This window comes from Pseudomonas sp. P4_B4, from assembly GCF_056402255.1.
Genome location: NZ_JBFUHS010000001.1, coordinates 364,385 through 390,274 on the forward strand (window position 1 = coordinate 364,385; position 25,890 = coordinate 390,274).

24 protein-coding genes are annotated in these 25,890 nt (G+C 58.3%); 9 read left to right on the forward strand and 15 right to left on the reverse strand.

Annotation, left to right across the window (positions count from 1 at the left end; translation table 11 throughout):
- Positions 1-426: 426 nt before the first annotated feature.
- The 5 genes from mnmE to rpmH form a co-directional block, all read right to left on the reverse strand.
- Complete coding sequence (gene mnmE, locus AC1DVE_RS01715) at positions 427-1,797, reverse strand: tRNA uridine-5-carboxymethylaminomethyl(34) synthesis GTPase MnmE (protein ID WP_223455166.1); 1,371 nt, start codon at positions 1,795-1,797, stop codon at positions 427-429.
- 79 nt (positions 1,798-1,876) lie between these two features.
- Positions 1,877-3,556 (reverse strand): membrane protein insertase YidC, encoded by a 1,680-nt coding sequence (gene yidC / locus AC1DVE_RS01720; protein ID WP_223455164.1) that lies wholly within the window; start codon positions 3,554-3,556, stop codon positions 1,877-1,879.
- A gap of 2 nt (positions 3,557-3,558) precedes the next feature.
- Positions 3,559-3,804, reverse strand: a complete 246-nt coding sequence (yidD, locus tag AC1DVE_RS01725) for a membrane protein insertion efficiency factor YidD (RefSeq protein ID WP_010565858.1) — start codon at positions 3,802-3,804, stop codon at positions 3,559-3,561.
- The gene (rnpA, locus tag AC1DVE_RS01730) at positions 3,797-4,198 is read right to left on the reverse strand and encodes a ribonuclease P protein component (protein WP_223455496.1); all 402 of its coding nucleotides are present in this window, start codon (positions 4,196-4,198) and stop codon (positions 3,797-3,799) included. The genes yidD and rnpA overlap by 8 nt, the downstream gene beginning before the upstream one ends.
- 16 nt (positions 4,199-4,214) lie before the next feature.
- On the reverse strand, positions 4,215-4,349 hold the full coding sequence (gene rpmH / locus AC1DVE_RS01735; protein ID WP_003213577.1) for a 50S ribosomal protein L34: 135 nt from the start codon (positions 4,347-4,349) through the stop codon (positions 4,215-4,217).
- A gap of 566 nt (positions 4,350-4,915) precedes the next feature.
- Here rpmH and dnaA point away from each other — a divergent pair.
- From dnaA to dinD, 5 genes are all read left to right on the forward strand, one after another.
- On the forward strand, positions 4,916-6,436 hold the full coding sequence (gene dnaA / locus AC1DVE_RS01740; RefSeq protein WP_046038773.1) for a chromosomal replication initiator protein DnaA: 1,521 nt from the start codon (positions 4,916-4,918) through the stop codon (positions 6,434-6,436).
- Positions 6,437-6,475: 39 nt separating this feature from the next.
- A complete protein-coding gene (gene dnaN / locus AC1DVE_RS01745; RefSeq protein WP_007969885.1) occupies positions 6,476-7,579 on the forward strand; it encodes a DNA polymerase III subunit beta in 1,104 nt (367 codons plus the stop codon).
- 20 nt (positions 7,580-7,599) lie between these two features.
- Positions 7,600-8,703 carry a DNA replication/repair protein RecF gene (gene recF, locus AC1DVE_RS01750; RefSeq protein WP_223455162.1) on the forward strand — a complete coding sequence of 368 codons (1,104 nt, stop codon included), beginning with the start codon at positions 7,600-7,602 and terminating at the stop codon, positions 8,701-8,703.
- A gap of 5 nt (positions 8,704-8,708) precedes the next feature.
- Entirely contained in the window at positions 8,709-11,126 is a 2,418-nt protein-coding gene (gene gyrB, locus AC1DVE_RS01755) for a DNA topoisomerase (ATP-hydrolyzing) subunit B (RefSeq protein ID WP_223455160.1), read from the forward strand.
- A gap of 122 nt (positions 11,127-11,248) precedes the next feature.
- Positions 11,249-12,196 carry a DNA damage-inducible protein D gene (dinD, locus tag AC1DVE_RS01760; protein WP_263290207.1) on the forward strand — a complete coding sequence of 316 codons (948 nt, stop codon included), beginning with the start codon at positions 11,249-11,251 and terminating at the stop codon, positions 12,194-12,196.
- Positions 12,197-12,239: 43 nt separating this feature from the next.
- Here dinD and AC1DVE_RS01765 read toward each other — a convergent pair whose 3' ends face one another.
- Entirely contained in the window at positions 12,240-12,956 is a 717-nt protein-coding gene (locus AC1DVE_RS01765) for a response regulator transcription factor (protein WP_223455158.1), read from the reverse strand.
- A gap of 170 nt (positions 12,957-13,126) precedes the next feature.
- Here AC1DVE_RS01765 and AC1DVE_RS01770 point away from each other — a divergent pair, with 170 nt between their 5' ends.
- Positions 13,127-14,662: a sensor histidine kinase gene (locus AC1DVE_RS01770; protein ID WP_223455156.1), complete on the forward strand. Its 1,536-nt coding sequence runs from the start codon at positions 13,127-13,129 to the stop codon at positions 14,660-14,662.
- A gap of 216 nt (positions 14,663-14,878) precedes the next feature.
- On the opposite strand, the gene AC1DVE_RS01775 is transcribed toward AC1DVE_RS01770, so the two are convergent.
- The 4 genes from AC1DVE_RS01775 to glyQ all read right to left on the reverse strand — a co-directional run bounded on the left by AC1DVE_RS01775 (position 14,879) and on the right by glyQ (position 19,290).
- The gene (locus tag AC1DVE_RS01775) at positions 14,879-15,658 is read right to left on the reverse strand and encodes a lysophospholipid acyltransferase family protein (protein ID WP_223455494.1); all 780 of its coding nucleotides are present in this window, start codon (positions 15,656-15,658) and stop codon (positions 14,879-14,881) included.
- Positions 15,659-15,741: 83 nt separating this feature from the next.
- The gene (gene gmhB, locus AC1DVE_RS01780) at positions 15,742-16,281 is read right to left on the reverse strand and encodes a D-glycero-beta-D-manno-heptose 1,7-bisphosphate 7-phosphatase (protein WP_165798734.1); all 540 of its coding nucleotides are present in this window, start codon (positions 16,279-16,281) and stop codon (positions 15,742-15,744) included.
- 4 nt (positions 16,282-16,285) lie between these two features.
- The gene (gene glyS, locus AC1DVE_RS01785; RefSeq protein WP_477783678.1) at positions 16,286-18,340 is read right to left on the reverse strand and encodes a glycine--tRNA ligase subunit beta; all 2,055 of its coding nucleotides are present in this window, start codon (positions 18,338-18,340) and stop codon (positions 16,286-16,288) included.
- Entirely contained in the window at positions 18,337-19,290 is a 954-nt protein-coding gene (glyQ, locus tag AC1DVE_RS01790; protein WP_003187265.1) for a glycine--tRNA ligase subunit alpha, read from the reverse strand. The genes glyS and glyQ overlap by 4 nt, the downstream gene beginning before the upstream one ends.
- Positions 19,291-19,371: 81 nt before the next feature.
- On the opposite strand from glyQ, the gene tag reads away from it, so the two are divergent.
- The 3 genes from tag to AC1DVE_RS01805 all read left to right on the forward strand — a co-directional run bounded on the left by tag (position 19,372) and on the right by AC1DVE_RS01805 (position 21,169).
- Positions 19,372-19,929, forward strand: coding sequence for a DNA-3-methyladenine glycosylase I (tag, locus tag AC1DVE_RS01795; RefSeq protein ID WP_477783679.1), 558 nt, complete (start codon positions 19,372-19,374; stop codon positions 19,927-19,929).
- Positions 19,930-19,969: 40 nt separating this feature from the next.
- Positions 19,970-20,857, forward strand: a complete 888-nt coding sequence (locus AC1DVE_RS01800; RefSeq protein WP_223543163.1) for a lysophospholipid acyltransferase — start codon at positions 19,970-19,972, stop codon at positions 20,855-20,857.
- A 72-nt stretch (positions 20,858-20,929) separates the two neighbouring features.
- Positions 20,930-21,169, forward strand: a complete 240-nt coding sequence (locus AC1DVE_RS01805) for a PilZ domain-containing protein (RefSeq protein WP_477783680.1) — start codon at positions 20,930-20,932, stop codon at positions 21,167-21,169.
- Here AC1DVE_RS01805 and AC1DVE_RS01810 read toward each other — a convergent pair whose 3' ends face one another.
- From AC1DVE_RS01810 to def, 5 genes are all read right to left on the reverse strand, one after another.
- A complete protein-coding gene (locus AC1DVE_RS01810; RefSeq protein WP_057397334.1) occupies positions 21,170-21,484 on the reverse strand; it encodes a tetratricopeptide repeat protein in 315 nt (104 codons plus the stop codon).
- A 117-nt stretch (positions 21,485-21,601) separates the two neighbouring features.
- Entirely contained in the window at positions 21,602-22,978 is a 1,377-nt protein-coding gene (trkA, locus tag AC1DVE_RS01815) for a Trk system potassium transporter TrkA (RefSeq protein WP_075946934.1), read from the reverse strand.
- Between the two features lie 22 nt (positions 22,979-23,000).
- The gene (gene rsmB, locus AC1DVE_RS01820) at positions 23,001-24,311 is read right to left on the reverse strand and encodes a 16S rRNA (cytosine(967)-C(5))-methyltransferase RsmB (protein ID WP_223455148.1); all 1,311 of its coding nucleotides are present in this window, start codon (positions 24,309-24,311) and stop codon (positions 23,001-23,003) included.
- Entirely contained in the window at positions 24,308-25,267 is a 960-nt protein-coding gene (gene fmt, locus AC1DVE_RS01825; RefSeq protein WP_477783681.1) for a methionyl-tRNA formyltransferase, read from the reverse strand. The genes rsmB and fmt overlap by 4 nt, the downstream gene beginning before the upstream one ends.
- Positions 25,268-25,324: 57 nt before the next feature.
- Positions 25,325-25,831 carry a peptide deformylase gene (def, locus tag AC1DVE_RS01830; protein WP_008045730.1) on the reverse strand — a complete coding sequence of 169 codons (507 nt, stop codon included), beginning with the start codon at positions 25,829-25,831 and terminating at the stop codon, positions 25,325-25,327.
- Between the last annotated feature and the right edge of the window lie 59 nt (positions 25,832-25,890).

A 25,890-nucleotide genomic window follows, 5' to 3' on the forward strand; every position in this document is an offset into this window, starting at 1 on the left:
CTGTGGAAAAGTCGGAGTTATAGAAATTAAAAAGAAAGAAATTTATTAAATCTTTGTTTTTATGTTTATTTCTATGCACACGCCTTTCTGTGGACAGATTGATACAGCCCTTTGTTTTCAATATGTACAGAGATTCAAAACCCTGTGGTCATGTGCCAATGAGGCCCTTGGATAACCGGTGTAAGCCTGTGGATGAAAGGGGTGGTTATCCACAGAGGCGGTTATCTTCAGTTTTCAGGCCCTGTTATCAACTGCCCTTAGCTGCGGTTATTCACAGGGCTTAATCCACAGAAAAATGCCGTTTGCTCGAAATTCGGGTACAGGAATTCCGCTCAAGCAGACGAAGTCCGCTCGGCACTGGAGGTTTTTTTCAGAAAAGGAGAGAGCAGACAGGCACGGATGGCCTGTCTGTGAATAACAGGAGGGCTACTTACCGATACAGAAGCTGGAAAAAATCCGCCCCAGCAGGTCATCGGAACTGAAAGCACCGGTGATTTCACCCAGCGACTGCTGAGCCTGGCGCAAATCCTCGGCCAACAACTCGCCAGCACCGGCCAGGGTCAATTGCGCGCGGCCATGCTCGAGGGCAGCACTGGCATGACGTAGCGCCTCAAGGTGTCGCCGGCGAGCGCTGAAGCTGCTTTCGGACGTTTGTTCATAGCCCATGCAGGCCTTGAGGTGTTCACGCAGCAGCTCCAGCCCGACACCACCAGACTTGGCGCTCAGGCTGATGGTGACATGGCCGTCCTTGCTGACCTCCAGGGCAATGGCTTCGCCCGTAAGGTCGGCCTTGTTGCGAATCAGGGTGACTTTCGCAGGATCGGGACGGATTTCGAGAAACTCTGGCCAGAGTGCGAAAGGATCGAGGGCTTCAGGCGCCGTGGCATCGACCACCAGCAATACCCGATCCGCTTCGCCGATGGCTTTCAAAGCACGCTCGACGCCGATTTTTTCCACATGATCATCGGTATCGCGCAGACCGGCGGTATCCACTACGTGCAGCGGCATGCCATCGATGTGGATATGTTCACGAAGCACGTCACGGGTGGTGCCGGCAATTTCGGTCACGATCGCCGCTTCACGCCCGGCCAGGGCATTGAGCAGGCTGGATTTACCGGCATTCGGACGACCGGCAATGACCACGGTCATGCCGTCTCGCAGCAAGGCGCCCTGCCCGGCTTCGCGCATGACGGTGGATAACTCGTCGCGCACCTTGTCGAGCATGCTCAAGACGTGGCCATCGGCGAGGAAGTCGATTTCCTCCTCAGGAAAATCGATGGCCGCTTCGACATAGATTCGCAGGCCGATCAGTTGTTCGGTGAGGTTATGCACACGTGACGAGAAGGCACCCTGCAGGGAGCGCAACGCGTTTCGCGCAGCCTGGGCGGAACTGGCTTCAATCAGGTCGGCAATGGCTTCGGCCTGGGCGAGGTCCAGTTTGTCGTTGAGGAAGGCGCGCTCGCTGAATTCCCCCGGTCGGGCGAGACGGCAACCCAGTTCCAGGCAGCGCTTGAGCAGCATATCCAGAACGATCGGACCGCCATGACCTTGCAGCTCCAGCACATCTTCGCCAGTGAACGAGTTCGGGCCGGGGAAATACAAGGCAATTCCCTGGTCCAGCACCTCGTCGTTTTCACTGAAAAACGGACCGTAGTGAGCAAATCGCGGCTTGAGCTCGCGACCGCTGAAGGCCTTGGCCGCAACGCTGGCCAACGGCCCGGAAATACGCACGATGCCTACACCGCCGCGACCTTGAGCGGTGGCGACGGCTGCGATGGTTTCGCGAGGAACGCTCATAAACCGGTATCCAGACAAAAGTGACAGATAGCAAAACGCCCCACTAGGGGGCGTTTTGAGTGGTTATCCACAGTGTAAATCAGGCAGCTGCTTTAGCGGCCGCTTCGATCTTACGTGTGATGTACCACTGTTGGGCGATCGACAGGCAGTTGTTCACTACCCAGTACAGCACCAGACCAGCCGGGAACCACAGGAAGAAGAAGGTGAAGATGATTGGCATCAGCTTCATCACCTTGGCCTGCATCGGATCCGGAGGAGTCGGGTTCAACTGCTGCTGGATGAACATGGTTGCACCCATGATGATCGGCAGAATGAAGAACGGATCCTTGATCGACAGGTCAGTAATCCACAGCATGAACGGTGCCTGACGCATCTCGACGCTTTCCAGCAGAACCCAGTACAGCGAGAGGAAAACCGGCATCTGCACGAGGATTGGCAAGCAACCACCCAGCGGATTGATCTTCTCTTTCTTGTACAGCTCCATCATGGATTGCGACATTTTCTGCCGGTCATCGCCATGTTGCTCTTTCAGCGCAGCCAGTTTCGGTGCCACTGCACGCATGCGCGCCATGGATTTGTAGCTGGCAGCCGACAGCGGGAAGAATATCCCTTTGATCAGCATGGTCAGGAAGATGATCGACCAGCCCCAGTTACCCACAATGGCGTGGATATGTTGCAGCAACCAGAAGATCGGTTGGGCGATGAACCACAGAATGCCGTAGTCGACCGTCAATTCCAGACCTGGGGACAACTCTTTGAGCACAGCCTGGCTTTTCGGACCTGCATACAGAACAGCACTGGTCTCAGCCTTGGCACCCGGTGCAACACTCATCGATGGGCCGGTGTAGCCGATGATGTAGTTGCCCTTGCTGTCTTTACGGGTCTGGACGACGTTGTTTTCGCCCTTGGCCGGAATCCATGCGGTCACGAAGTAGTGTTGCAACCAGGCAACCCAACCGCCGGTGACGGTTTCTTTCAACGGCGCCTTGTCCATGTCCTTCATGGACACTTTCTTGTACGGCTCCGAACTTGTCCACAGGGCGGCGCCCAGGTAAGTCGCGGTGCCGGTAGCCGTGGTCGACGAAGGATCGGCGCTGGCGTCGCGCTTCAACTGGGCGAACATTGCACCGGTCCAGGGCTGGGCGCTCTGGTTGTCGATCAGGTAGGAAACGGTTACGTCATACAGGCCGCGTTTCAGGGTGAAACGCTTGATGTAGTTGACGCCGTCCTTGCTGAACTTCAGGTCCACGACCAATTGGTCCTGACCTTCAGCCAGTTGATAAACCTTCTTCTCCGAGGAATAAACCGGACGACCGGCCGGATTGGCATCCGGACCGTTGCTGCCGATCAGACCGCTTTGCGCCAGATAAGTACGTTCGCCGCCGTTATCGAACAGCTGGAACGGAATTTCCGGGTGATCCTGGCGACGTGGATACTTAGGTAACGTCAGCTGGGCAACATCGCCACCTTGTGGGTCGACAGCCAGGTCCAGTACATCCGTTTTGATCTGGATGAGGTCCTTGCTCACAGCCACCGGCGTTTCGGCAGGTGCACTGGTGTCGCTTGCAGCACGTGGAATGTCGTCACTGGCAGAAGCGTTGGAGCCAGATGCCGTATCCGGCAGGCCCGATGCAGTCGTATTGGTGGCAACATTCTGAGTCGGCAGGGCAGCCTGGCCATAGTCCTGGTTCCATTTAAGAACCATAACGTAGGACACGATTGCCAGGGCGACGATCAGGATCGTGCGTTTGATATCCATGATTACTCGGCCATCGAAGAAGAACGGGAGGTAGGGATAGGTGGAACCGGGTCATAACCACCGGGATTCCACGGATGACAGCGACCTAAACGACGAAAGGTCAGCCAGCCACCGCGAAGAAGGCCATGATTTTCGATGGCTTCTAACGCGTAGCAGGAACAACTGGGGTAGAAACGACAGTGATCGGCCATCAGGGGACTAATGGCATAGCGATAAAACTGGATCGGAACGAGTGCCAGTTTACGCATCCGGACTGTCTACCCCTACAGGTTCGGTTTTGACTGCTGGTACCGGCGAACTGCGAGCCAGACGTTTCCAGAGTTTGCCGAAATGCTGAATCAATTCGGGGTTTTCTACATCACCCAAACCTTTGCGCGCGACGATAACTATGTCCCAGCCGACCAGAGAATCCTGGTTCAGGCGAAACGATTCGCGCATCAGACGTTTGAGGCGATTGCGCTCGACGGAGAGCTTTACGCTCTTTTTCCCGATAACCAACCCGAGACGGGGGTGATCAAGATCGTTGTTGCGCGCAAGGAGCAGGAGATTTTTCCCCGGAACCTTGCCGGTAGGGGAGTCAAAGACTGCCTTGAATTGCCGGGGGGTAAGCAGACGCTTTTCCCGACTGAAGTCCTGACTCACCTCCAGTGCCGGATTATCAAACTGCCAGACGCGCACGACCTTTGGCGCGACGACGCGACAGGACGGCACGACCGTTCTTGGTAGCCATGCGAGCACGGAAACCGTGGGTACGAGCGCGTTTGATAGTGCTTGGTTGGAAAGTACGTTTCATTGTCGTGTTACCTGGTTCGTCCACAACGGGCCGGAATGGCCCCCGTTTTAAGAGACCGGGGATTCTAGAGAAAGCAAGCCTTCAGGTCAATTTCCAACCAACGTTTCCTTATAAATAGATCTCCAGAGGCTTTTCGGCGTTTGCACCTTGCGTAGATATAAAAATAAGAAAGGAAAGTATTTAAAGCTTTTCTGTAAAGCTTATAAAAGCTAGGCCCGCATCCTTCTGTGGATAACTCTATTCAGCCCTTGTTTTACCTGATGTACAGAGAATGACAACTACAGTGGAAAACAGTGTTCAGCCTGTGCTGCGCTGTCGGATAACCTGTGTGTGAAAGCACGCCTTATCCACAGGCCGGTTATCCACCGAGTTTCGCCCCCACTTGTGCAATGACCTTAACCCCGGTTATCCACAGAGCTTATGCACAGACCACTGGTCGCCTTTTTTGCGTAAGAAACGGTGATTCTTCTTGGTCGATGAACTACCTACGTGTGGATAAGTCGGCGTCTGGTCGCTACAATGGCCGCTTGTTTTTGCCTCACCGGCTTTCAACTTAGGGGATATCCGTGTCAGTGGAACTTTGGCAGCAATGCGTGGAGCTTTTGCGCGATGAGCTGCCTGCCCAACAATTCAACACTTGGATCCGCCCACTACAGGTCGAAGCCGAAGGCGACGAGTTGCGTGTCTATGCGCCCAATCGTTTTGTTCTGGACTGGGTCAACGAAAAATACCTGGGGCGTGTTCTCGAATTGCTCGATGAACACGGCAATGGCATGGCGCCTGCGCTTTCCCTATTAATAGGCAGCAAACGCAGTTCGGCACCCCGTGCCGCGCCCAATGCTCCCCTGGCTGCCGCGGCTTCCCAGGCCCAGGCTGCTCAAGCGCCCGCCAGTCCGCCGCCAGCACCTGCCGCAGCGTCGACCAAACGTGCGACGCAAAAAGTGGCTGAGGTCACCGAGGAAGAACCTTCCCGTGACAGCTTCGACCCAATGGCCGGTGCCAGTTCGCAACAGGCCCCGGTTCGCGCCGAGCAACGTACCGTGCAGGTCGAAGGTGCGCTCAAACACACCAGTTACCTGAACCGTACATTTACCTTTGAGAATTTCGTTGAAGGTAAATCCAACCAGCTGGCGCGCGCCGCCGCCTGGCAGGTGGCAGATAACCCCAAGCACGGATACAACCCGCTCTTCCTTTATGGTGGCGTCGGCCTGGGTAAAACCCACTTGATGCATGCTGTGGGTAACCACCTATTAAAGAAGAACCCGAATGCCAAGGTGGTGTACCTGCATTCCGAGCGTTTCGTGGCGGATATGGTCAAGGCCCTGCAACTGAACGCGATCAACGAGTTCAAACGCTTCTACCGTTCGGTGGACGCGTTGCTGATCGATGACATCCAGTTCTTCGCCCGCAAGGAGCGTTCCCAGGAAGAGTTTTTCCACACCTTCAACGCCCTGCTCGAAGGTGGCCAGCAGGTCATTCTCACCAGTGACCGCTACCCGAAGGAAATCGAAGGCCTTGAAGAACGCCTCAAGTCCCGCTTTGGCTGGGGCCTGACCGTAGCGGTCGAGCCGCCGGAGCTGGAAACCCGCGTGGCGATCCTGATGAAGAAGGCCGATCAGGCCAAAGTCGAGCTGCCTCACGACGCTGCGTTCTTCATTGCCCAACGCATTCGCTCCAACGTCCGTGAGCTGGAAGGCGCGCTCAAACGCGTGATCGCCCACTCGCACTTCATGGGCCGCGATATCACCATCGAGCTGATTCGCGAATCCCTTAAGGACTTGTTGGCGTTGCAGGATAAACTGGTATCTGTGGATAACATTCAGCGCACTGTCGCCGAGTACTACAAGATCAAGATCTCCGACTTGCTGTCCAAACGCCGTTCGCGTTCGGTCGCTCGTCCGCGTCAGGTCGCTATGGCGTTGTCCAAGGAACTGACCAACCACAGCCTGCCGGAAATCGGCGATGTGTTTGGCGGTCGCGACCATACAACGGTCTTGCACGCGTGCCGCAAGATCAACGAACTTAAGGAATCCGACGCGGACATCCGCGAGGACTACAAGAACCTGCTGCGTACGCTGACCACTTGATGAACACCAGCGCAGCTTATTAAGGCAAGGGACTAGACCATGCATTTCACCATTCAACGCGAAGCCCTGTTGAAACCCCTGCAACTGGTCGCAGGCGTCGTCGAACGCCGACAGACCTTGCCGGTACTTTCCAACGTGCTGCTGGTTGTCGAAGGCCAGCAATTGTCGCTGACCGGTACCGACCTGGAAGTCGAACTGGTCGGTCGTGTTCAACTCGAAGAGCCGGCGGATCCGGGTTCCATCACCGTGCCGGCGCGCAAGTTGATGGACATCTGCAAAAGCCTGCCGAACGATGCGCTGATCGACATCAAGGTCGACGAGCAGAAGCTTGTGGTCAAGGCCGGCCGTAGCCGCTTCACCCTGTCGACACTGCCGGCCAACGACTTCCCTACCGTGGAAGAAGGCCCGGGTTCGCTGACCTGCAGCCTGGAGCAAAGCAAACTGCGTCGTCTGATCGAACGCACCAGCTTCGCCATGGCCCAGCAGGACGTGCGTTACTACCTCAACGGCATGCTGCTGGAAGTTTCCGCTGGCGTGATCCGCGCCGTGGCTACCGACGGTCACCGTCTGGCCATGTGCTCGATGCAGGCCGATATCGGTCAGCCGGATCGTCACCAGGTCATCGTGCCGCGCAAAGGTATCCTCGAACTGGCGCGGCTGCTCACCGAGCCGGACGGCAATGTCAGCATCGTGCTGGGTCAGCACCACATCCGCGCCACCACCGGTGAGTTCACCTTCACTTCGAAACTGGTCGACGGCAAATTCCCGGACTACGAACGTGTTCTGCCTAAAGGCGGCGACAAGCTGGTACTTGGCGATCGCCAGGCTCTGCGCGAAGCGTTCAGCCGTACCGCCATTCTGTCCAACGAGAAGTACCGTGGTATCCGTCTGCAACTGGCCAGCGGTCAGCTGAAGATCCAGGCGAACAACCCGGAGCAGGAAGAAGCGGAAGAAGAAGTGGGCGTTGAATACAACGGCGGCTCTCTGGAAATCGGCTTCAACGTGAGCTACCTGCTCGACGTACTGGGCGTGATGACCACCGAGCAGGTTCGTCTGATCCTGTCCGACTCCAACAGCAGCGCACTGGTGCAGGAATCGGATAACGACGACTCGGCCTACGTTGTCATGCCGATGCGTCTGTAATCATGCTCAGCAGAAGCTAGATGTCCTTAAGTCGCGTCTCGGTCACCGCGGTGCGCAATCTGCACCCGGTGACCATCTCCCCCTCCCCCCGCATCAATATTCTTTACGGCGCCAACGGCAGCGGCAAAACCAGTGTTCTGGAAGCCATCCATCTGCTGGGGCTTGCCCGTTCATTTCGCAGCACCCGTCTGTTGCCGGTCATTCAATACGAACAACTGGCGTGCACAGTCTTTGGCCAGGTTGAACTGGCGGAGGGTGGGCATAGCGCCTTGGGCATTTCTCGGGATCGCCAAGGCGAATTCCAGATCCGTATCGATGGGCAGAATGCGCGCAGCGCCGCGCAACTGGCCGAGATCTTGCCACTGCAACTGATCAATCCGGACAGCTTTCGATTGCTGGAAGGTGCGCCGAAGATTCGTCGGCAGTTTCTCGACTGGGGTGTGTTCCACGTGGAACCGCGCTTCATGTCAACCTGGCAACGCTTGCAGAAGGCCCTGCGCCAGAGAAACTCTTGGCTGCGGCATGGTACACTTGACGCCGTTTCGCAAGCGGTTTGGGACAGGGAACTGTGCCAGGCCAGCGCTGAAATTGATGAATACCGCCGCGCTTATATCAAAGCCTTGAAACCAGTCTTTGAACAAACCTTGAGCGAACTGGTTGAGCTTGAAGGCTTGACGCTCAGCTATTACCGCGGCTGGGACAAGGACCGTGAACTGAGTGCTGTGCTCGCCGGGTCTCTTCAGCGGGACCAGCAAATGGGGCATACCCAGGCCGGACCACAACGTGCTGATTTGCGGCTCAGACTGGGCGCGCATAACGCTGCGGACATCTTGTCCCGTGGCCAGCAGAAGTTGGTGGTTTGCGCGTTGCGGATTGCCCAAGGGCACTTGGTCAGCCAGGCTCGACGCGGTCAGTGTATTTATCTGGTGGATGACTTGCCGTCCGAACTGGACGAGCAACACCGTCGCGCCCTTTGCCGCTTGTTGGAAGACTTACGCTGCCAGGTATTTATCACCTGTGTAGATCACGAATTATTGAGGGAAGGCTGGCAGACGGAAACGCCAGTCGCTCTGTTCCACGTGGAACAGGGCCGTATCACCCAGACCCACGACCATCGGGAGTGAAGGCATTGAGCGAAGAAAATACGTACGACTCAACGAGCATTAAAGTGCTGAAAGGCCTGGATGCCGTACGCAAACGTCCCGGTATGTACATTGGTGACACCGACGATGGCAGCGGTCTGCACCACATGGTGTTCGAAGTGGTCGATAACTCGATCGACGAAGCTCTCGCCGGCCACTGCGACGACATCAGCATCATCATTCACCCGGATGAGTCAATCACCGTTCGCGACAACGGTCGTGGCATCCCGGTAGACGTGCACAAAGAAGAAGGTGTTTCGGCAGCCGAGGTCATCATGACCGTACTGCATGCCGGCGGTAAGTTCGACGACAACTCCTACAAAGTATCCGGTGGCCTGCACGGTGTAGGTGTGTCGGTGGTGAACGCACTGTCCAAAGAACTGGTCCTGACCGTTCGCCGCAGCGGCAAAATCTGGGAACAGACTTACGTCCACGGTGTTCCACAAGAGCCGATGAAAATCGTTGGTGAGAGTGAAACCACCGGCACCCAGATTCACTTCAAGCCATCGGCCGAGACGTTCAAGAACATCCACTTCAGCTGGGACATCCTGGCCAAGCGGATTCGTGAACTGTCCTTCCTCAACTCCGGTGTCGGCATCGTCCTCAAGGATGAGCGCAGTGGCAAGGAAGAGTTGTTCAAGTACGAAGGCGGCCTGCGAGCGTTTGTTGAATACCTGAACACCAACAAGACTGCGGTCAATCAGGTGTTTCACTTCAACATTCAGCGCGAAGACGGCATCGGCGTGGAAATCGCCCTGCAGTGGAACGACAGCTTCAACGAGAACCTGTTGTGTTTCACCAACAACATTCCACAGCGCGATGGCGGTACTCACCTGGTGGGTTTCCGTTCCGCACTGACGCGTAACCTGAATACCTACATCGAAGCCGAAGGTCTGGCGAAGAAGCACAAAGTCGCGACCACCGGTGACGATGCCCGTGAAGGCCTGACCGCGATCATTTCGGTGAAAGTACCGGATCCGAAGTTCAGCTCCCAGACCAAAGACAAGCTGGTGTCTTCCGAAGTGAAGACCGCGGTCGAACAGGAAATGGGCAAGTACTTCTCCGACTTCCTGCTGGAAAACCCGAACGAAGCCAAGCTGGTCGTCGGCAAGATGATCGATGCGGCGCGTGCTCGTGAAGCGGCGCGTAAAGCCCGTGAAATGACCCGTCGTAAAGGCGCGCTGGATATCGCCGGGCTGCCGGGCAAACTGGCTGACTGCCAGGAAAAAGACCCTGCCCTTTCCGAACTGTATCTCGTGGAAGGTGACTCTGCTGGCGGTTCCGCCAAGCAGGGGCGTAACCGTCGGACCCAGGCCATCCTGCCGCTGAAGGGCAAGATCCTGAACGTCGAGAAGGCGCGCTTCGACAAGATGATCTCTTCGCAAGAAGTGGGCACCTTGATCACCGCGCTGGGCTGCGGCATCGGCCGCGACGAGTACAACATCGACAAGCTGCGTTACCACAACATCATCATCATGACCGATGCTGACGTCGACGGTTCGCACATCCGTACCCTGCTGCTGACCTTCTTCTTCCGTCAGTTGCCGGAGCTGATCGAACGCGGCTACATCTACATCGCTCAGCCACCGCTTTACAAGGTCAAGAAAGGTAAGCAAGAGCAATACATCAAAGACGACGAGGCCATGGAAGAGTACATGACGCAGTCGGCCCTGGAAGATGCGAGCCTGCACCTGAACGAAGAAGCACCTGGCATCTCCGGTGAAGCGCTTGAGCGTCTGGTGAATGACTTCCGTCTGGTGATGAAGACCCTCAAGCGTCTGTCGCGCCTGTACCCACAGGAGCTGACCGAGCACTTCATCTACCTGCCAGCGGTGAGCATGGAGCAACTGTCCGATCATGCAGCAATGCAAGATTGGCTGGCTCAGTACGAAGTTCGCTTGCGCACCGTAGAGAAGTCCGGCCTGGTTTACAAAGCCAGCCTGCGTGAAGATCGTGAACGTAACGTCTGGCTGCCAGAGGTCGAACTGATCTCCCACGGCCTGTCGAACTACGTCACCTTCAACCGCGACTTCTTCGGCAGTAACGATTACAAGACTGTCGTTTCGCTAGGCGCTCAACTGAGCACCCTGCTGGACGACGGCGCGTACATCCAGCGTGGCGAGCGCAAGAAGCCGGTGACCGAGTTCAAGGAAGCCCTTGAATGGCTGATGGCTGAAAGCACCAAGCGTCACACCATCCAGCGATACAAAGGTCTGGGCGAAATGAACCCGGATCAGCTGTGGGAAACCACCATGGACCCAAGCCAGCGCCGGATGCTCAAAGTGACCATCGAAGACGCCATTGGCGCGGACCAGATCTTCAACACCCTGATGGGTGATGCGGTCGAACCACGTCGTGACTTCATCGAGAGCAACGCCCTGGCGGTGTCCAACCTGGACTTCTGATCGAATGGGTTGTAGCTGTCTGTGAAGCAAAATCAAGCCCGGAGGATTTCTGATTCGCCGGGCTTTTTATTTTTGGATAATTGCTTTGGCGTGATGGCGCTGTCTGCGACTACGCGGTAACTATGTTTGCATTTGTTAATACACCATTGATTAGTTTTGGTGTCGATGCAACGCTCAACCGGGTTATCGAATCGAACCGGTTCTGGATATCCAATCCTGTGGAGGGATTACCTTTGAGCGAGCAGCATCAGTCTTTTGAGGGCCTGAAGCACCTATCGAACGATGGTTTTGAATACTGGTCTGCCCGAGAGCTTGCGCCTCTGTTGGAGTACCGAGAGTGGCGGAACTTCGAGAATGTCATTGGCAAGGCTATACAGGCTTGTGAGCTCAGTAATCACCTGGTCACCAACCATTTTGTTGACTCCACCAGAATGGTTTCTCTGGGGTCGGGTTCCCAGCGGGAACTGAAGGATGTCCGGCTCTCTCGTTATGCTTGCTATCTGATCGTACAGAATGGCGACCCTACCAAGCCGGTTATTGCCGCGGGGCAGACTTACTTCGCGCTCCAGACTCGACGTCAGGAATTGGCAGATGACGTCACCTTTCAGAAGCTAAGGGACGATCAGAAGCGTTTGTTACTGCGTAATGAACTGCGTGAGCACAACAAGCAATTGGTTGAAGCGGCGCAGCAAGCCGGAGTTGAAACAGGCTTGGACTTCGCCATTTTCCAGAATCATGGATACCAGGGGCTATATGGCGGGCTTGATCAGAAAGCCATTCACCAACGCAAAGGGCTTAAAAAGAGTCAGAAAATTCTGGATTACATGGGTTCAACTGAACTGGCTGCCAATTTGTTTCGTGCGACACAAGCTGAAGAAAAATTACGCCGCGATAACGTCCAAGGTAAGCACCAGGCCAATCAGGTTCATCTGGAAGTAGGTAGAAAGGTACGAGAGACCATTGCCGAATTGGGAGGAACCATGCCGGAGGATCTACCTGTTCCCGAAAGCAGTATCAAACAAGTGGAGTCCGCCGCGAAGAAACTTCATGGAAAGTCGGTGGAAGAGTGACCATTGAGATTCAAGCCTCCACCTGAACGTAAATGCTAATGGGCTATTCGGCTACGGGCGCCACACTCTCCAACCGATACCCATACCCGTAAATCGTCAGCAACTGCCAACCGCGATCCGCCGTCAGGCCAAGCTTGTTGCGCAGACGATAGATGTGGGTGTCCAGCGGCCGGGACGACGACATTTCTTCATGGGGCCAGAGTCGTTCGTACAGGTAATCCCGCGACAGCGGTCGACCGAGGTTGCTGAACAGGCAATGCGCCAGGCGGTATTCGCGTTCGGTCATGACGATTGGTTTGCCGTCGCGAGTGACGGTCAGTTCGGCGTCGTCGAAAACCAGATCATTGAAGCTCAACCCTTCGGCCGCCGCGCGCTGCTGGCCATGCCGGCGCAGGACCGCGCCAACACGGGCTTTCAGTTCATTGGGGCGGAACGGTTTGCTGACGTAGTCGTCGGCGCCGGCATTCAGGGCCTGAACGATATCGCTTTCGCCGTCGCGACTGGTGAGCATGATTGCCGCAGGCGGCGCTTCCATGTGCTCGCGGGTCCAGAGCAGCAATGACAAACCCGTGAGGTCAGGCAGTTGCCAGTCGAGGATCAGCAGGTCGAAAGTTTCCCTACGCAGTAGGCGCAACAGGTCTTCGCCCCGTTCGAAGCTGTACAGCGACCACGGCTGCTCTCCGGCTTCGGCCATCTGTTGCAGGGTTTGTTCGACCCGGCGCAGTTCGGCGGGCTCATCGTCCAGTATCGCAACGCGCATACAGGGTGATTCCTTGTCGCTTGGGCAGCTCTTTATCGACGATAGCGGCTCAATCGATACAGCGAAAGCAAGCGGCCCGCCGTTGGTCGCGGCGTCCGCTATGATTCTTTGAGTCGAAACCTCAGGCGTAGGAACCATGAACCCATTCACCCCGCCCTCCCCCGTTGGCCATGTTTGACCAACGCCGCCGTGAAAGCCGAGAGCCAAGCCAAGTGCAGCGATTGTTTCGGCAATTGGTGCGCGAGTGGTTGTGGATAAGTCTCGTGCTGTTGCCGCTGACGACGTTGCTGTCCTATCGCGCGCAAATCAACTTGGGCGATGCATCCCCAGGCTTGAGTGCATGGCTTTCCCTTGGTCTGGTGACGTGCGTGCTTGGGCTGTTGCTGTGGCGCCCGCGCCTGGCGCTCTGGCTGACGCTCACGGGGATGGCTTGTGCGTTGCTGATCAGCGCCGGCCTTGCGGAGTTCAAGCGCTGGTGGTGGTCACCGACGCCTGCGGTGCTGGGGATGCTGTTTGGTTATCTGATCTGGAACTGGCGGCGCCTCAGTGTGGTGCTGACCTATTTCGGTTGGGAATTGGCGCGGCTGGACAGCGAGCCGAAAGTGTTTCCGGAGCGCCGTCGTGCCCAGTATCCCGGTGGCGACCGATTGCAGAAGCAGATCATGGCGCTGGAACAAGCCATGAGCCTGACCCGCGATACCCACCGATTCATTGCCGATGGCCTGGAGTACTTGCCGGTGGCCACGTTGATCAGCGATCCCCAAGGCCAGATTCTGCTCGGCAACCGCAAGGCTCGCGACCTGTTTGGCGGGGATCTGGTCGGCGATGATGTGCTCGGGCGACTTAGACAGCTCGGTTATCCGGATATGAGCCGTGGGCCGGGCTCGTCTTTATCGACACTGCCGCTGCTGGAGTTTCGCGACCTCAAGGAACGCAGCCTGCGTCTGGAGCGTGCCGGGTTGTTGCCGGTAGACGGTGATATTCCGGTCGGCTGGCTATGGAACCTGACTGATTTGAGTGTGGAGCGCGATGCGGAGGAACAGCGCGCGGTCCTGTTGCGGTTCCTGTCCCACGACCTGCGGGCGCCTCACTCGGCCATCCTCGCGTTGCTCGACGTCCACCGTCATCAGGTGGGTGGTGATTCGCAACTCTTTGATCAAATCGAGCTACAGGTACGCCGGGCCCTGGAACTGACTGACGGTTTCGTTCAACTGGCGAGGGCCGAGTCCGAGGCTTATCAGTTTCAGCCGAGCCTGTTTGCGATGCTGGTGCTGGATGTGTTCGACCAAGCGCTGCCCATTGCGCAGTTGAAACAGATCGAACTGGTTCATCAAGTAGAAGAAGAGGCACAGGAAAGTCTGGTTCTGGCGGATCAGGCGCTGCTGACCCGGGCATTGTTCAATCTGCTGGAAAATGCCATCAAATACAGTGTTTCAGGTACTCGTATCCGTTTGCGCGTCAGTCAACGCGACGGCTGGCTGATCTGTGAGCTCATCGATCAGGGCAAAGGCATCGCCGCTGAGGAGTTACCCGAACTGTTCAGCCAATACCGACGCTTTTCTTCCGCCCAGGGTATTGATGGCGTGGGGCTGGGATTATCGATGGTCAAAGCCGTTGTGGATCGGCACGGCGGGCGAATCGAGTGTCACAGCGAGGTGGGTCAGGGCACGACATTCAGGCTGCAATTTCCACTGTTTACAGAATGAAAGCGAGCGACCCAGGTCGCCCTGTCATGTCGACAGTCTGCGATTGTTCCGGGCATAAAAAAACCGGCTATATCAGCCGGTTTTTTTACGTCCGAAAAAAACTTATGCACGCTTTTATGGTTTTTATCTCTCTGAGAAATATGTAAAAAAATCATGAAGTTACGTACAAATAACGACGGTTTTCAAGGAAACGGTACACAGGTTATCCACAGAATCTCAGACAGCCACCTGATCGTTTGAAACCGGGGCTTGCGGAGCCGGTGGCAGCGAGCCCATTTCCCGTTGCATCTGCTCGTTCCACGCCTGGACCCGGTCGTTCAATTCGGCAATGGCTCGTGGCCCGTTGCCTTCGGCATACATCGGTGCGCCAATGATCACAGTGATGACGCCCTGCTTCTTCGCCCAACCGGTTTTCGGCCAGAACTTGCCTGCGTTGTGCGCAATCGGCAGCACCGGCAATTCGGCGTTGACCGCCAATGCGCTGCCACCGCGCGAGAATTTTCCGACGGTGCCGAAAGGAACGCGCGTGCCTTCAGGGAAGATCAGCACCCAAACATTGTCCTTGAGCAGTTCATCGCCCTTCTTCGCAACATGCTTGAGTGCGGCTTTCGGGTTGTCGCGATCGATGGCGATCGGTCGCAGCATGGCCATGGCCCAACCGAAGAACGGCACATAGAGCAATTCACGTTTGAGCACCTGGCTCAGCGGTGAAAAGTAAGCAGAGAGAAAGAACGTCTCCCACGTGCTCTGGTGGTTCGACTGAATGACGCAAGGCCGTTCAGGTACGTTCTCGGCACCCTTCACTTCGTAGCGAATGCCCAGAAACACTTTGCTCAGCCACAGGGCGCAGCGGCACCAATACACGTTGATGAAGCGATAACGCGCCTTGAAAGGCAAAAACGGCGCGATAAAAAAACTCAGGCTGCACCACAGCAAGGAGCTGGTGCCCAGCAGCAGGTAAAAGAGGAAGGTTCTGATGGCCTGCAATATCGACATGGTGACGTTTACCGTTGCGGGCATTGCCCGCCTGTATAAAGCGCACTCCTGATGGGTCCTTTATCAGGAATTTCAGAAGCACTCTAATTGTGGATAAGTTCTGCGGCAATCGCCGCCAGATCGTCAAAAATCAATGTGCCAACCGGAAGGGTTTTACCCAAAGTCTTTTCGCCTTTCCCGGTCTTTACCAAAACTGGCTGTGAATCGACGGCTTTGGCGGCTTCCAGGTCACCAAGGCTGTCGCCGACGAACCAGAGATTGGTCAGCGACACGTTGTAATGAGCGGCGATGGTTTTCAACATCCCGGGTTTCGGCTTGCGGCAATCGCAGCCTTCGTCCGGCCCGTGCGGGCAGTAGACGATCAGCCCGACTTCACCGCCCTGCTCTGCCACCAGCGCGCGCAAACGCTCGTGCATGGCATCCAGGGTGGCGAGGTCGTAATAACCGCGAGCGATGCCCGACTGGTTGGTCGCGACAGCTACCGTCCAGCCGGCCTTGCTCAACTGCGCGATGGCTTCGATCGAACCGGGGAGTGGAATCCACTCCTCCACCGACTTGATGTAAGCGTCGGAGTCGTAATTGATCACTCCGTCCCGATCGAGAATCAGCAGTTTCAACAGCAATCCCTCAACCCAGCAGCGAAATGTCGGCGACGCCGAGGAACAACCCACGCAGGCGCGCCAACAACGCATAACGGTTGGCGCGGACTTTTGCGTCCTCCGCGTTGACCATCACGGCTTCGAAGAACGCATCCACCGGCTCGCGCAGTGCAGCCAGGCGTGCCAGGGATTCGCTGTACTGACGCGAGGCGGCCATTGGCTGTACAGCCTGGTCAGCCTGCTGGATCGCCGAGTACAGGGAGAACTCGTTGGCGTTGTCGAAGTACTTGGCTTCCACGACTGTCGGAACGGTGCCTTCGACCTTGCTCAGCAAGTTCGACACGCGCTTGTTCACCGCGGCCAGGGCGGCAGCTTCCGGCAGTTTGCGGAAAGCCTGAACCGCTTGCACGCGCTGGTCGAAGTCCAGGGCCGAGCCTGGCTTCAGGGCACGTACCGACAGGTAGGTCGCAACATCGACACCTTCGTCTTCGTAACGGGCACGCAGGCGGTCGAAGATGAACTCCAGCACCGATTCGTTCAGGCCGGCAGCCTTGACCTTGGTCCCGAATGCATTCACAGCGAAGGCCACCGCGTCGTTCAGGTCCAGATCCAGTTGCTTCTCGATCAGGATACGCAACACACCCAGTGCGGCACGGCGTAGGGCGTACGGGTCTTTGCTGCCGGTCGGCAGCATGCCGATACCGAAGATACCCACGAGGGTGTCGAGCTTGTCGGCGATGGCCACGGCCGCACCGGTCAGGGTGCTCGGCAACTCAGCGCCGGCACCGCGCGGCATGTACTGCTCGTTCAGCGCCAGTGCGACATCTTCCGGCTCGCCGTCGTTGAGGGCGTAGTAGTAACCGGCGACACCTTGCATCTCCGGGAACTCGCCGACCATCTCGGTCGACAGGTCGCACTTCGACAGCAGGCCCGCACGGGCTGCCCACGCAGTGTTGCCGCCGATGCGCTGAGCGATGAAGGCGGCGAGCTTGGAAACGCGTTCGGCCTTGTCGTAGACGCTGCCGAGTTTCTCCTGGAACACCACGTTCTGCAGGCGCAGGTTGAAGTCTTCGAGCTTCTGCTTCTTGTCTTGCTTGAAGAAGAACTCGGCGTCGGTCAGGCGTGGGCGAACCACTTTCTCGTTACCGGCGATGATCTGCTGTGGATCTTTGCTCTCGATGTTGGCCACGGTAATGAAACGTGGCAGCAACTTGCCGTCGGCATCCAGCAGGCAGAAGTACTTCTGGTTGTCCTGCATGGTGGTGATCAGGGCTTCCTGCGGCACGTCGAGGAAGCGCTCCTCGAACGAGCACACCAGCGGCACCGGCCATTCGACCAGCGCGGTCACTTCATCGAGCAGGGCAGGCGGAACGATTGCCGTGCCTTCCTGGCGGGTGGCCAGCTCTTCGGTGCGCTTGCTGATGATCTCGCGACGCTCGTTGGCGTCGGCCAGCACGTAGGCGGCACGCAGGTCGGCCAGGTAGCTGGACGGCGAACCGATGCGCACGTTTTCCGGGTGATGGAAGCGGTGGCCACGGGAGTCGCGGCCGGCCTTCTGGGCGAGGATGGTGCAGTCGATGACCTGGTCACCGAGCAGCATCACCAGCCACTGGGTCGGACGAACGAACTCTTCCTTGCGCGCGCCCCAACGCATGCGTTTCGGGATCGGCAGGTCGTTCAGGGAATCTTCGACGATGGTCGGCAGCAGGCTCGCGGTCGCCTTGCCGGCGATGCTCTGGCTGTAGCGCAGTTTCGGGCCGCTCTGATCGATTTCGCTCAGGTCGACGCCGCACTTCTTGGCAAAGCCCAGTGCCGCTTGGGTCGGGTTGCCTTCGGCATCGAACGCGGCCTGGCGTGGCGGGCCGTCGAGGTTGATGCTGCGATCCGGCTGCTGGGTGGCCAGTGCGGTGATCAGCACGGCCAGGCGGCGCGGCGCGGCGTAGACGGTTTTGCTCTCGTAGTTCAGGCCGGCAGCTTGCAGGCCCTTGTCGATACCGGCGAGGAACGCCTCGGCCAGGGTGTTCAGGGCTTTGGGTGGCAGTTCTTCAGTGCCCAGTTCAACCAGAAAATCCAGAGCACTCATTGTGCAGCCTCCAGCTTGGCCAGTACTTCATCACGCAGGTCCGGGGTCGCCATCGGGAAGCCCAGCTTGGCGCGAGCCAGCAGGTAGGCTTGCGCAACGGAACGCGCCAGGGTGCGTACACGCAGGATGTATTGCTGACGCGCGGTCACCGAGATTGCCCGGCGCGCATCCAGCAGGTTGAAGGTGTGGGAAGCCTTCAACACCATTTCGTAGCTCGGCAACGGCAGCGGCTGGTCGAGTTCGATCAGGCGCTTGGCTTCGCTTTCGTAGAAATCGAACAGTTCGAACAGCTTGTCGACGTTGGCGTGTTCGAAGTTGTAAGTGGACTGCTCCACTTCGTTCTGGTGGAACACGTCGCCGTAGGTCACTTTACCGAACGGACCGTCAGCCCAGACCAGGTCGTAGACCGAGTCCACGCCTTGCAGGTACATGGCCAGACGCTCGAGACCGTAGGTGATCTCGCCGGTCACTGGATAGCACTCGATGCCGCCCGCTTGCTGGAAGTAGGTGAACTGGGTCACTTCCATGCCGTTGAGCCAGACTTCCCAGCCCAGACCCCAGGCGCCGAGGGTCGGCGATTCCCAGTTGTCTTCGACGAAGCGGATGTCGTGGACCAGCGGGTCCAGGCCGACATGCTTGAGGGAGCCCAGGTACAGTTCCTGGAAGTTGTCCGGGTTCGGCTTCAGGACCACCTGGAACTGGTAGTAGTGCTGCAGACGGTTCGGGTTTTCGCCGTAGCGGCCGTCAGTCGGACGGCGGCTTGGCTGCACGTAGGCAGCGTTCCAGGTTTCCGGGCCGATGGCGCGCAGGAACGTTGCGGTGTGGAAAGTGCCGGCGCCTACTTCCATATCGTAGGGCTGAAGTACCACACAACCTTGCTCGGCCCAGTATTGCTGGAGGGCGAGGATCAAGTCTTGGAAGGTACGCACGGCTGGCGTAGGCTGGCTCACGAAATTCACCTGTTTCTTGGGCTGCGATTTAAAGAGCGGGAGTATACCCGATTCATTGCTGCGCACGCCCCCTGGAGCCTTATGCCACGCTGCTTTTGGTGTTCCGAAGATCCGCTGTACATGGCATATCACGATCAGGAGTGGGGCACGCCGCTACGCGATGCGCAGGGATTGTTCGAGTTGCTTTTGCTCGAAGGGTTCCAGGCCGGGCTTTCCTGGATCACTGTGCTGCGTAAACGCGAGCATTATCGCCAGGTGATGTTCGGTTTTGATGTCCAGCGAGTGGCGCAGATGAGCGATGCCGAAATCGACGAGTTGATGCTCGATCCCGGCATCATCCGCAACCGCCTCAAGCTCAACGCCGCCCGGCGTAATGCCCAGGCGTGGCTGGCGCTGGAGGATCCGGTGACGTTTCTCTGGTCGTTTGTCGGTGGCACGCCTGTGATCAATCATTTCAAGGATCGCAGCGAAGTCCCGGCCGTGACGCCGACCGCCGTGGAAATGAGCAAAGGCCTGAAAAAAGCCGGTTTCACGTTCGTCGGGCCGACCATTTGCTACGCGCTGATGCAGGCCTCGGGCATGGTCATGGATCACACCCGGGACTGCGACCGCTACGCGCAGTTGGCGAACGGCGGTTAGAATGGCCGCCTCGCGCACAGCACAAAATCAGGAGTGACCTGTGGATAAGTTGAAAGGCGCCTTGCTGGTAGGCGCTCTGCGGCTGTTTGCCCTGCTTCCGTGGCGGGCCGTGCAGGCCGTGGGCTCGGCGATTGGCTGGGTCATGTGGAAAACCCCGAACCGTTCCCGCGACGTGGTACGGATCAATCTGTCCAAGTGCTTTCCGGACATGGACCCCGCCGAGCGTGAGCGCCTGGTGGGTCAGAGCCTGAAGGACATCGGCAAGTCCCTGACCGAAAGCGCCTGCGCCTGGATCTGGCCGGCCCAGCGCTCCATCGACCTGGTGCGCGAAGTCGAAGGCCTCGACATATTGAAGGACGCCCTCGCCTCCGGCAAAGGCGTGGTCGGCATCACCAGCCACCTAGGCAACTGGGAGGTGCTGAACCACTTCTATTGCAGCCAGTGCAAACCGATCATTTTCTATCGTCCGCCGAAGTTGAAGGCTGTGGATGAATTGCTGCAAAAGCAGCGGGTGCAGTTGGGTAACAAGGTCGCCGCTTCCACAAAAGAAGGCATCCTCAGCGTCATCAAGGAAGTGCGCAAAGGTGGTGCAGTGGGTATTCCTGCTGACCCGGAACCGGCCGAATCCGCCGGGATTTTCGTGCCGTTCTTCGCCACTCAGGCGCTGACCAGCAAGTTCGTACCGAACATGCTGGCCGGCGGCAAAGCGGTCGGCGTGTTCCTGCACGCCCTGCGCCTGCCGGACGGTTCAGGCTACAAAGTGATCCTTGAGGCCGCGCCAGAGGCCATGTACAGCACTGACACGGCGGAGTCCTGTGCGGCCATGAGCCAGGTGGTCGAGCGCTATGTGCGGGCGTACCCGAGCCAGTACATGTGGAGCATGAAGCGCTTCAAGAAGCGTCCACCGGGTGAAGAGCGTTGGTATTGATTCAATTGGCATGATCTGTGGATAACCTTGGCATCGGGGTTATCCACAACCGTTCATTCAAGGGCGCAGAAGATGTCCGAACACCGCAAGTCGTTCCGAATCAAGATCAGTCACGAAAGCATCGGTGATTGCCTGGGGCAGACGCGCAACCTGTCGACCACCGGCGTTTACGTCAAGCATCCGCAACTGTCGACGCTGCCCCGGGGGGCGGTTGTTTACGGTCAGGTGCAGGACTTACCCACAGGCGCGCCGCGGGTACGCATGGAGGTGGTGCTGGTGGATGCCGAGGGCATCGGTTTGCGTTATCTCTGATCAGTGCGCCTGACGCTCGAGCTTCTTCAGGAACACTGTCATTTCCTTCTCGGCCTGCTTGTCGCCATGGCCGCGAGCGGCTTCCAGGCCTTGCTCCCAGGCCTGCCGCGCGGCCGCAAAGTCCGCCAGCGCCAGATGGGCCTTGCCCAGTAGTTTCCACGCCGCCGAATACTTCGGATCGAATTCGACGCAGCGTTGGAAATGCTCCGCAGCCTTGGCGTTCTCCCCCAGATCCAGATAGCCCTTGCCCAGTCCGAAGCGTAGCAAAGCGTTATCCACACCCTTGGCGAGCATTTTTTCCAGGGATTCGATCATGGCGATATTTCCGAATGGGTGTCGTTTGCAAAATCGTCTTCGCCGGCAAGCCGGCTCCTACAGGTTATGCGCGATTCTCTGTAGGAGCTGGCTTGCCAGCGAAGGCGGTCTAAAGGATCAGAAGAAGCTCAACCCCACATGGAACAACTTCTCCACATCGCGAATATGCTTTTTATCCACAAGGAACAAAATTACATGGTCGCCCGTTTCGATCACGGTGTCGTCGTGGGCGATGATCACTTCTTCGTCACGGATAATCGCACCGATGGTAGTGCCCGGTGGCAGGCCGATGTTCTCGATGGCCTTGCCGATGACCTTGCTCGATTTCGCATCGCCATGGGCAATCGCCTCGATGGCTTCAGCCGCACCTCGGCGCAGTGAGTGCACGCTGACGATGTCGCCACGGCGTACGTGGGCCAGCAAGGTGCCGATGGTCGCCAGTTGCGGGCTGATGGCGATGTCGATGTCGCCGCCCTGGATCAGATCGACATAAGCCGGGTTGTTGATGATGGTCATCACCTTCTTCGCACCCAGGCGCTTGGCCAGCAGCGAAGACATGATATTGGCTTCGTCGTCGTTGGTCAGGGCCAGGAAAAGGTCGGCGTCGGCAATGTTCTCTTCCATCAGCAGGTCGCGGTCCGAAGCACTGCCCTGCAACACCACCGTGCTGTCCAGTGTGTCGGAGAGATGACGGCAGCGTGCCGGGTTCATCTCGATGATTTTCACCTGATAACGGCTTTCGATGGCCTCGGCCAGACGCTCGCCAATCTGCCCGCCACCGGCGATGACAATGCGTTTGTAGGTTTCGTCGAGACGGCGCATTTCGCTCATCACCGCACGAATGTTCGCCTTGGCAGCGATGAAAAATACTTCGTCGTCGGCCTCGATCACCGTGTCGCCCTGGGGCAGGATCGGCCGGTCACGACGGAAAATCGCCGCGACGCGGGTTTCCACGTTCGGCATGTGTTCACGCAACTGCCGCAGTTGCTGGCCCACCAGTGGCCCGCCGTAGTACGCCCGCACTGCCACCAGTTGCGCCTTGCCTTCGGCGAAGTCGATTACCTGCAAGGCGCCGGGGTGCTGGATCAGGCGCTTGATGTAGTTGGTCACCACTTGTTCCGGGCTGATCAGCACGTCCACTGGAATCGCTTCGTTCTGGAACAATTGCTCCTCACGGGTCAGGTACGCGGCTTCGCGAACCCGGGCGATCTTGGTCGGGGTGTGGAACAGGGTGTGGGCGACTTGGCAAGCGACCATGTTGGTTTCATCGCTGTTGGTCACGGCGACCAGCATGTCCGCGTCATCCGCTCCGGCCTGACGCAACACGGTCGGGAACGAGCCGCGACCTTGTACCGTGCGGATGTCCAGGCGGTCGCCGAGATCGCGCAGGCGTTCGCCATCGGTGTCGACCACGGTGATGTCGTTGGCTTCGCTGGCCAGGTGTTCCGCCAGCGAGCCGCCCACCTGCCCTGCTCCGAGGATGATGATTTTCATCCAGTCACTCCATTGAATCCATTTAACCGCGAGCGGCGGCGATCTTGATCAGCTTGGCGTAGTAGAACCCGTCGTGGCCGCCTTCCTGGGCCAGCAACTGGCGACCATGGGGCTGCTTGATGCCGGCCGCCGTGGCGAGGTCCAGTTCACGAGCACCCGGCGTACGGGCGAGGAAGGCTGCGATGACTTCGGTGTTTTCGGTCGGCAGCGTGGAACAGGTGGCGTACAGCAGGATGCCGCCCACTTCCAGGGTTTTCCACATGGCATCGAGCAACTCGCCCTGCAGCAGCGCCAGCGCGGCGATGTCGTCGGGTTGGCGGGTCAGCTTGATGTCCGGGTGACGACGAATCACACCGGTGGCCGAACATGGTGCGTCCAGCAGGATGCGCTGGAACGGCTTGCCGTCCCACCACGCCTGAGTGTCGCGACCGTCGGCAGCAATCAGTTCGGCGCTCAGTTTCAGGCGTTCGAGGTTTTCCCGCACCCGCACCAGCCGCTTGGCTTCCAGGTCTACTGCCACGACGCCAGCCAGTTTTGGCTCGGCCTCGAGAATATGGCAGGTCTTGCCACCTGGCGCGCAGCAGGCATCCAGCACCCGTTGACCTGGGGCCAGGTCGAGCAGATCAGCGGCCAGTTGCGCGGCTTCGTCCTGCACACTGATCCAGCCCTCGGCGAAACCCGGCAGGCTGCGTACATCGGCGGCGGCGTCGAGTACGATACCGTCGCGGCTGTAGACACACGGCGTGGCGGCAATTCCCGCGTCAGTCAGCAAACCGAGGTAGGCATCACGGCTGTGATGGCGACGGTTGACCCGCAGGATCATCGGCGGATGCGCATTGTTCGCCGCGCAAATGGCTTCCCATTGCTCTGGCCAGAACGCCTTCAGGGATTTTTGCAACCAGCGTGGGTGAGCGGTGCGTACCACCGGATCACGTTCCAGCTCGGCGAAAATCGTTTCGCTTTCGCGCTGAGCATTACGCAGCACAGCGTTGAGCAATGCCTTGGCCCAGGGTTTTTTCAGCTTGTCGGCGCAACCGACGGTTTCACCGATGGCGGCGTGGGCCGGGACACGGGTATAGAGCAGCTGATAGAGACCGACCAGCAACAGCGCCTCGACATCGGCGTCGGCCGCCTTGAATGGTTTTTGCAGCAGCTTGGCCGCCAGTGCCGACAGGCGTGGCTGCCAGCGCGCGGTGCCGAACGCCAGGTCCTGGGTAAAGCCGCGATCACGGTCCTCGACCTTGTCCAGTTGGATCGGCAGTGAGCTGTTGAGCGAGGCTTTTCCGTTCAGGACGGCAGCGAGTGCCTTGGCGGCGGCCAGACGCGGGTTCATTGAGCGTCCGCCGCTTGACCGAGGACAGTGCCGGTGGCGAACTTCTCACGGCGGCTGTTGAACAGGTCGCTGAAGTTCAGCGCCTTGCCGCCGGGCAATTGCAGACGAGTCAGGCACAGGGCCTGCTCGCCGCACGCGACGATCAGACCGTCCTTGCTGGCGCCGAGGATTTCACCCGGGGCGCCTTTGCCTTCAGCGAGGTTTGCGGCCAGCACTTTCAGGGCTTCGCCGTTCAAGGTGCTGTGGGTGATCGGCCACGGGTTGAAGGCACGGACCAGACGCTCCAGCTCAACCGCCGGGCGACTCCAGTCTATGCGTGCTTCGTCCTTGTTCAATTTGTGCGCATAGGTAGCGAGGCTGTCGTCCTGCACTTCGCCCTCCAGGGTTCCGTCGGCGAGGCCGGCAATCGCCTGGACCACGGCCGGCGGGCCCATTTCGGCCAGGCGATCGTGCAGGCTGCCGCCGGTGTCTTCGGCGCTGATCGGCGTGGTGACCTTGAGCAGCATCGGCCCGGTATCGAGGCCGGCTTCCATGCGCATCACGGTCACGCCGCTTTCGGCGTCTCCCGCTTCCACGGCGCGCTGGATCGGCGCCGCACCACGCCAGCGTGGCAACAGTGAGGCGTGACTGTTGATGCAACCCAGGCGCGGAATATCCAGCACCACTTGCGGCAGGATCAGACCGTAGGCGACCACTACCATCAAGTCCGGCTTCAGTGCAGCCAGTTCAGCCTGAGCATCTTCGTTGCGCAAGGTGGGCGGTTGCAGCACCGGGATATTGTTCTCTAGAGCAAGCTGCTTGACCGGGCTCGGCATCAGTTTTTGCCCGCGACCGGCCGGACGATCCGGTTGTGTGTAGACCGCGACGATCTCGTAAGGGCTGTCGAGCAACGCCTTGAGGTGTTCGGCGGCGAATTCGGGGGTGCCGGCAAAGACGATGCGCAGTGGCTCAGTCATGGGTGACGTCTCTTGAAAAGAAAAAGGCTTGCCGCAGCAAGCCTTTGAAGATGGGCATCAGGCGTTCTGGCGATGAAGCTTTTCCAGTTTCTTCTTGATGCGGTCGCGTTTGAGCGTGGACAGGTAATCAACGAACAATTTGCCGTTGAGGTGGTCGCATTCGTGCTGGATGCACACGGCGAGCAAATCTTCGGCGATCAGTTCGTAAGGCTGGCCGTCGCGGTCCAGCGCCTTGACCTTGACCCGTTGCGGGCGATCGACGTTTTCGTAGAAACCCGGCACAGACAGGCAGCCTTCTTGATACTGGCCCATCTCGTCGGTCAGCGGTTCGAACTCGGGGTTGATGAACACTCGCGGTTCGCTGCGGTCTTCGGAGAGGTCCATCACGACGATACGTTTGTGCACGTTGACCTGGGTAGCGGCGAGGCCGATGCCAGGCGCTTCATACATTGTTTCAAACATGTCGTCGACCAACTGACGCACTTCGTCGTCCACTACGGCCACTGGTTTGGCGATAGTGCGCAGACGCGGATCAGGGAATTCGAGGATGTTTAAAATGGCCATAAGCTTGATTAGTGCACGTGTGAAGTAAGGTCGGGTCGATGGCCTGGCGGGTCCGAAGA

What these genes read in the sequence shown, in the direction of transcription:
- mnmE (WP_223455166.1), bottom strand. Translation starts at nt 1,797, where the DNA reads ATGAGCGTTCCTCGCGAAACCATCGCAGCCGTCGCCACCGCTCAAGGT.
- yidC (WP_223455164.1), bottom strand. Translation starts at nt 3,556, where the DNA reads ATGGATATCAAACGCACGATCCTGATCGTCGCCCTGGCAATCGTGTCC.
- yidD (WP_010565858.1), bottom strand. Translation starts at nt 3,804, where the DNA reads ATGCGTAAACTGGCACTCGTTCCGATCCAGTTTTATCGCTATGCCATT.
- rpmH (WP_003213577.1), bottom strand. Translation starts at nt 4,349, where the DNA reads ATGAAACGTACTTTCCAACCAAGCACTATCAAACGCGCTCGTACCCAC.
- dnaN (WP_007969885.1), top strand. Translation starts at nt 6,476, where the DNA reads ATGCATTTCACCATTCAACGCGAAGCCCTGTTGAAACCCCTGCAACTG.
- recF (WP_223455162.1), top strand. Translation starts at nt 7,600, where the DNA reads ATGTCCTTAAGTCGCGTCTCGGTCACCGCGGTGCGCAATCTGCACCCG.
- dinD (WP_263290207.1), top strand. Translation starts at nt 11,249, where the DNA reads ATGTTTGCATTTGTTAATACACCATTGATTAGTTTTGGTGTCGATGCA.
- AC1DVE_RS01765 (WP_223455158.1), bottom strand. Translation starts at nt 12,956, where the DNA reads ATGCGCGTTGCGATACTGGACGATGAGCCCGCCGAACTGCGCCGGGTC.
- AC1DVE_RS01770 (WP_223455156.1), top strand. Translation starts at nt 13,127, where the DNA reads ATGTTTGACCAACGCCGCCGTGAAAGCCGAGAGCCAAGCCAAGTGCAG.
- AC1DVE_RS01775 (WP_223455494.1), bottom strand. Translation starts at nt 15,658, where the DNA reads ATGTCGATATTGCAGGCCATCAGAACCTTCCTCTTTTACCTGCTGCTG.
- glyS (WP_477783678.1), bottom strand. Translation starts at nt 18,340, where the DNA reads ATGAGTGCTCTGGATTTTCTGGTTGAACTGGGCACTGAAGAACTGCCA.
- tag (WP_477783679.1), top strand. Translation starts at nt 19,372, where the DNA reads ATGCCACGCTGCTTTTGGTGTTCCGAAGATCCGCTGTACATGGCATAT.
- AC1DVE_RS01805 (WP_477783680.1), top strand. Translation starts at nt 20,930, where the DNA reads ATGTCCGAACACCGCAAGTCGTTCCGAATCAAGATCAGTCACGAAAGC.
- AC1DVE_RS01810 (WP_057397334.1), bottom strand. Translation starts at nt 21,484, where the DNA reads ATGATCGAATCCCTGGAAAAAATGCTCGCCAAGGGTGTGGATAACGCT.
- trkA (WP_075946934.1), bottom strand. Translation starts at nt 22,978, where the DNA reads ATGAAAATCATCATCCTCGGAGCAGGGCAGGTGGGCGGCTCGCTGGCG.
- rsmB (WP_223455148.1), bottom strand. Translation starts at nt 24,311, where the DNA reads ATGAACCCGCGTCTGGCCGCCGCCAAGGCACTCGCTGCCGTCCTGAAC.
- fmt (WP_477783681.1), bottom strand. Translation starts at nt 25,267, where the DNA reads ATGACTGAGCCACTGCGCATCGTCTTTGCCGGCACCCCCGAATTCGCC.
- def (WP_008045730.1), bottom strand. Translation starts at nt 25,831, where the DNA reads ATGGCCATTTTAAACATCCTCGAATTCCCTGATCCGCGTCTGCGCACT.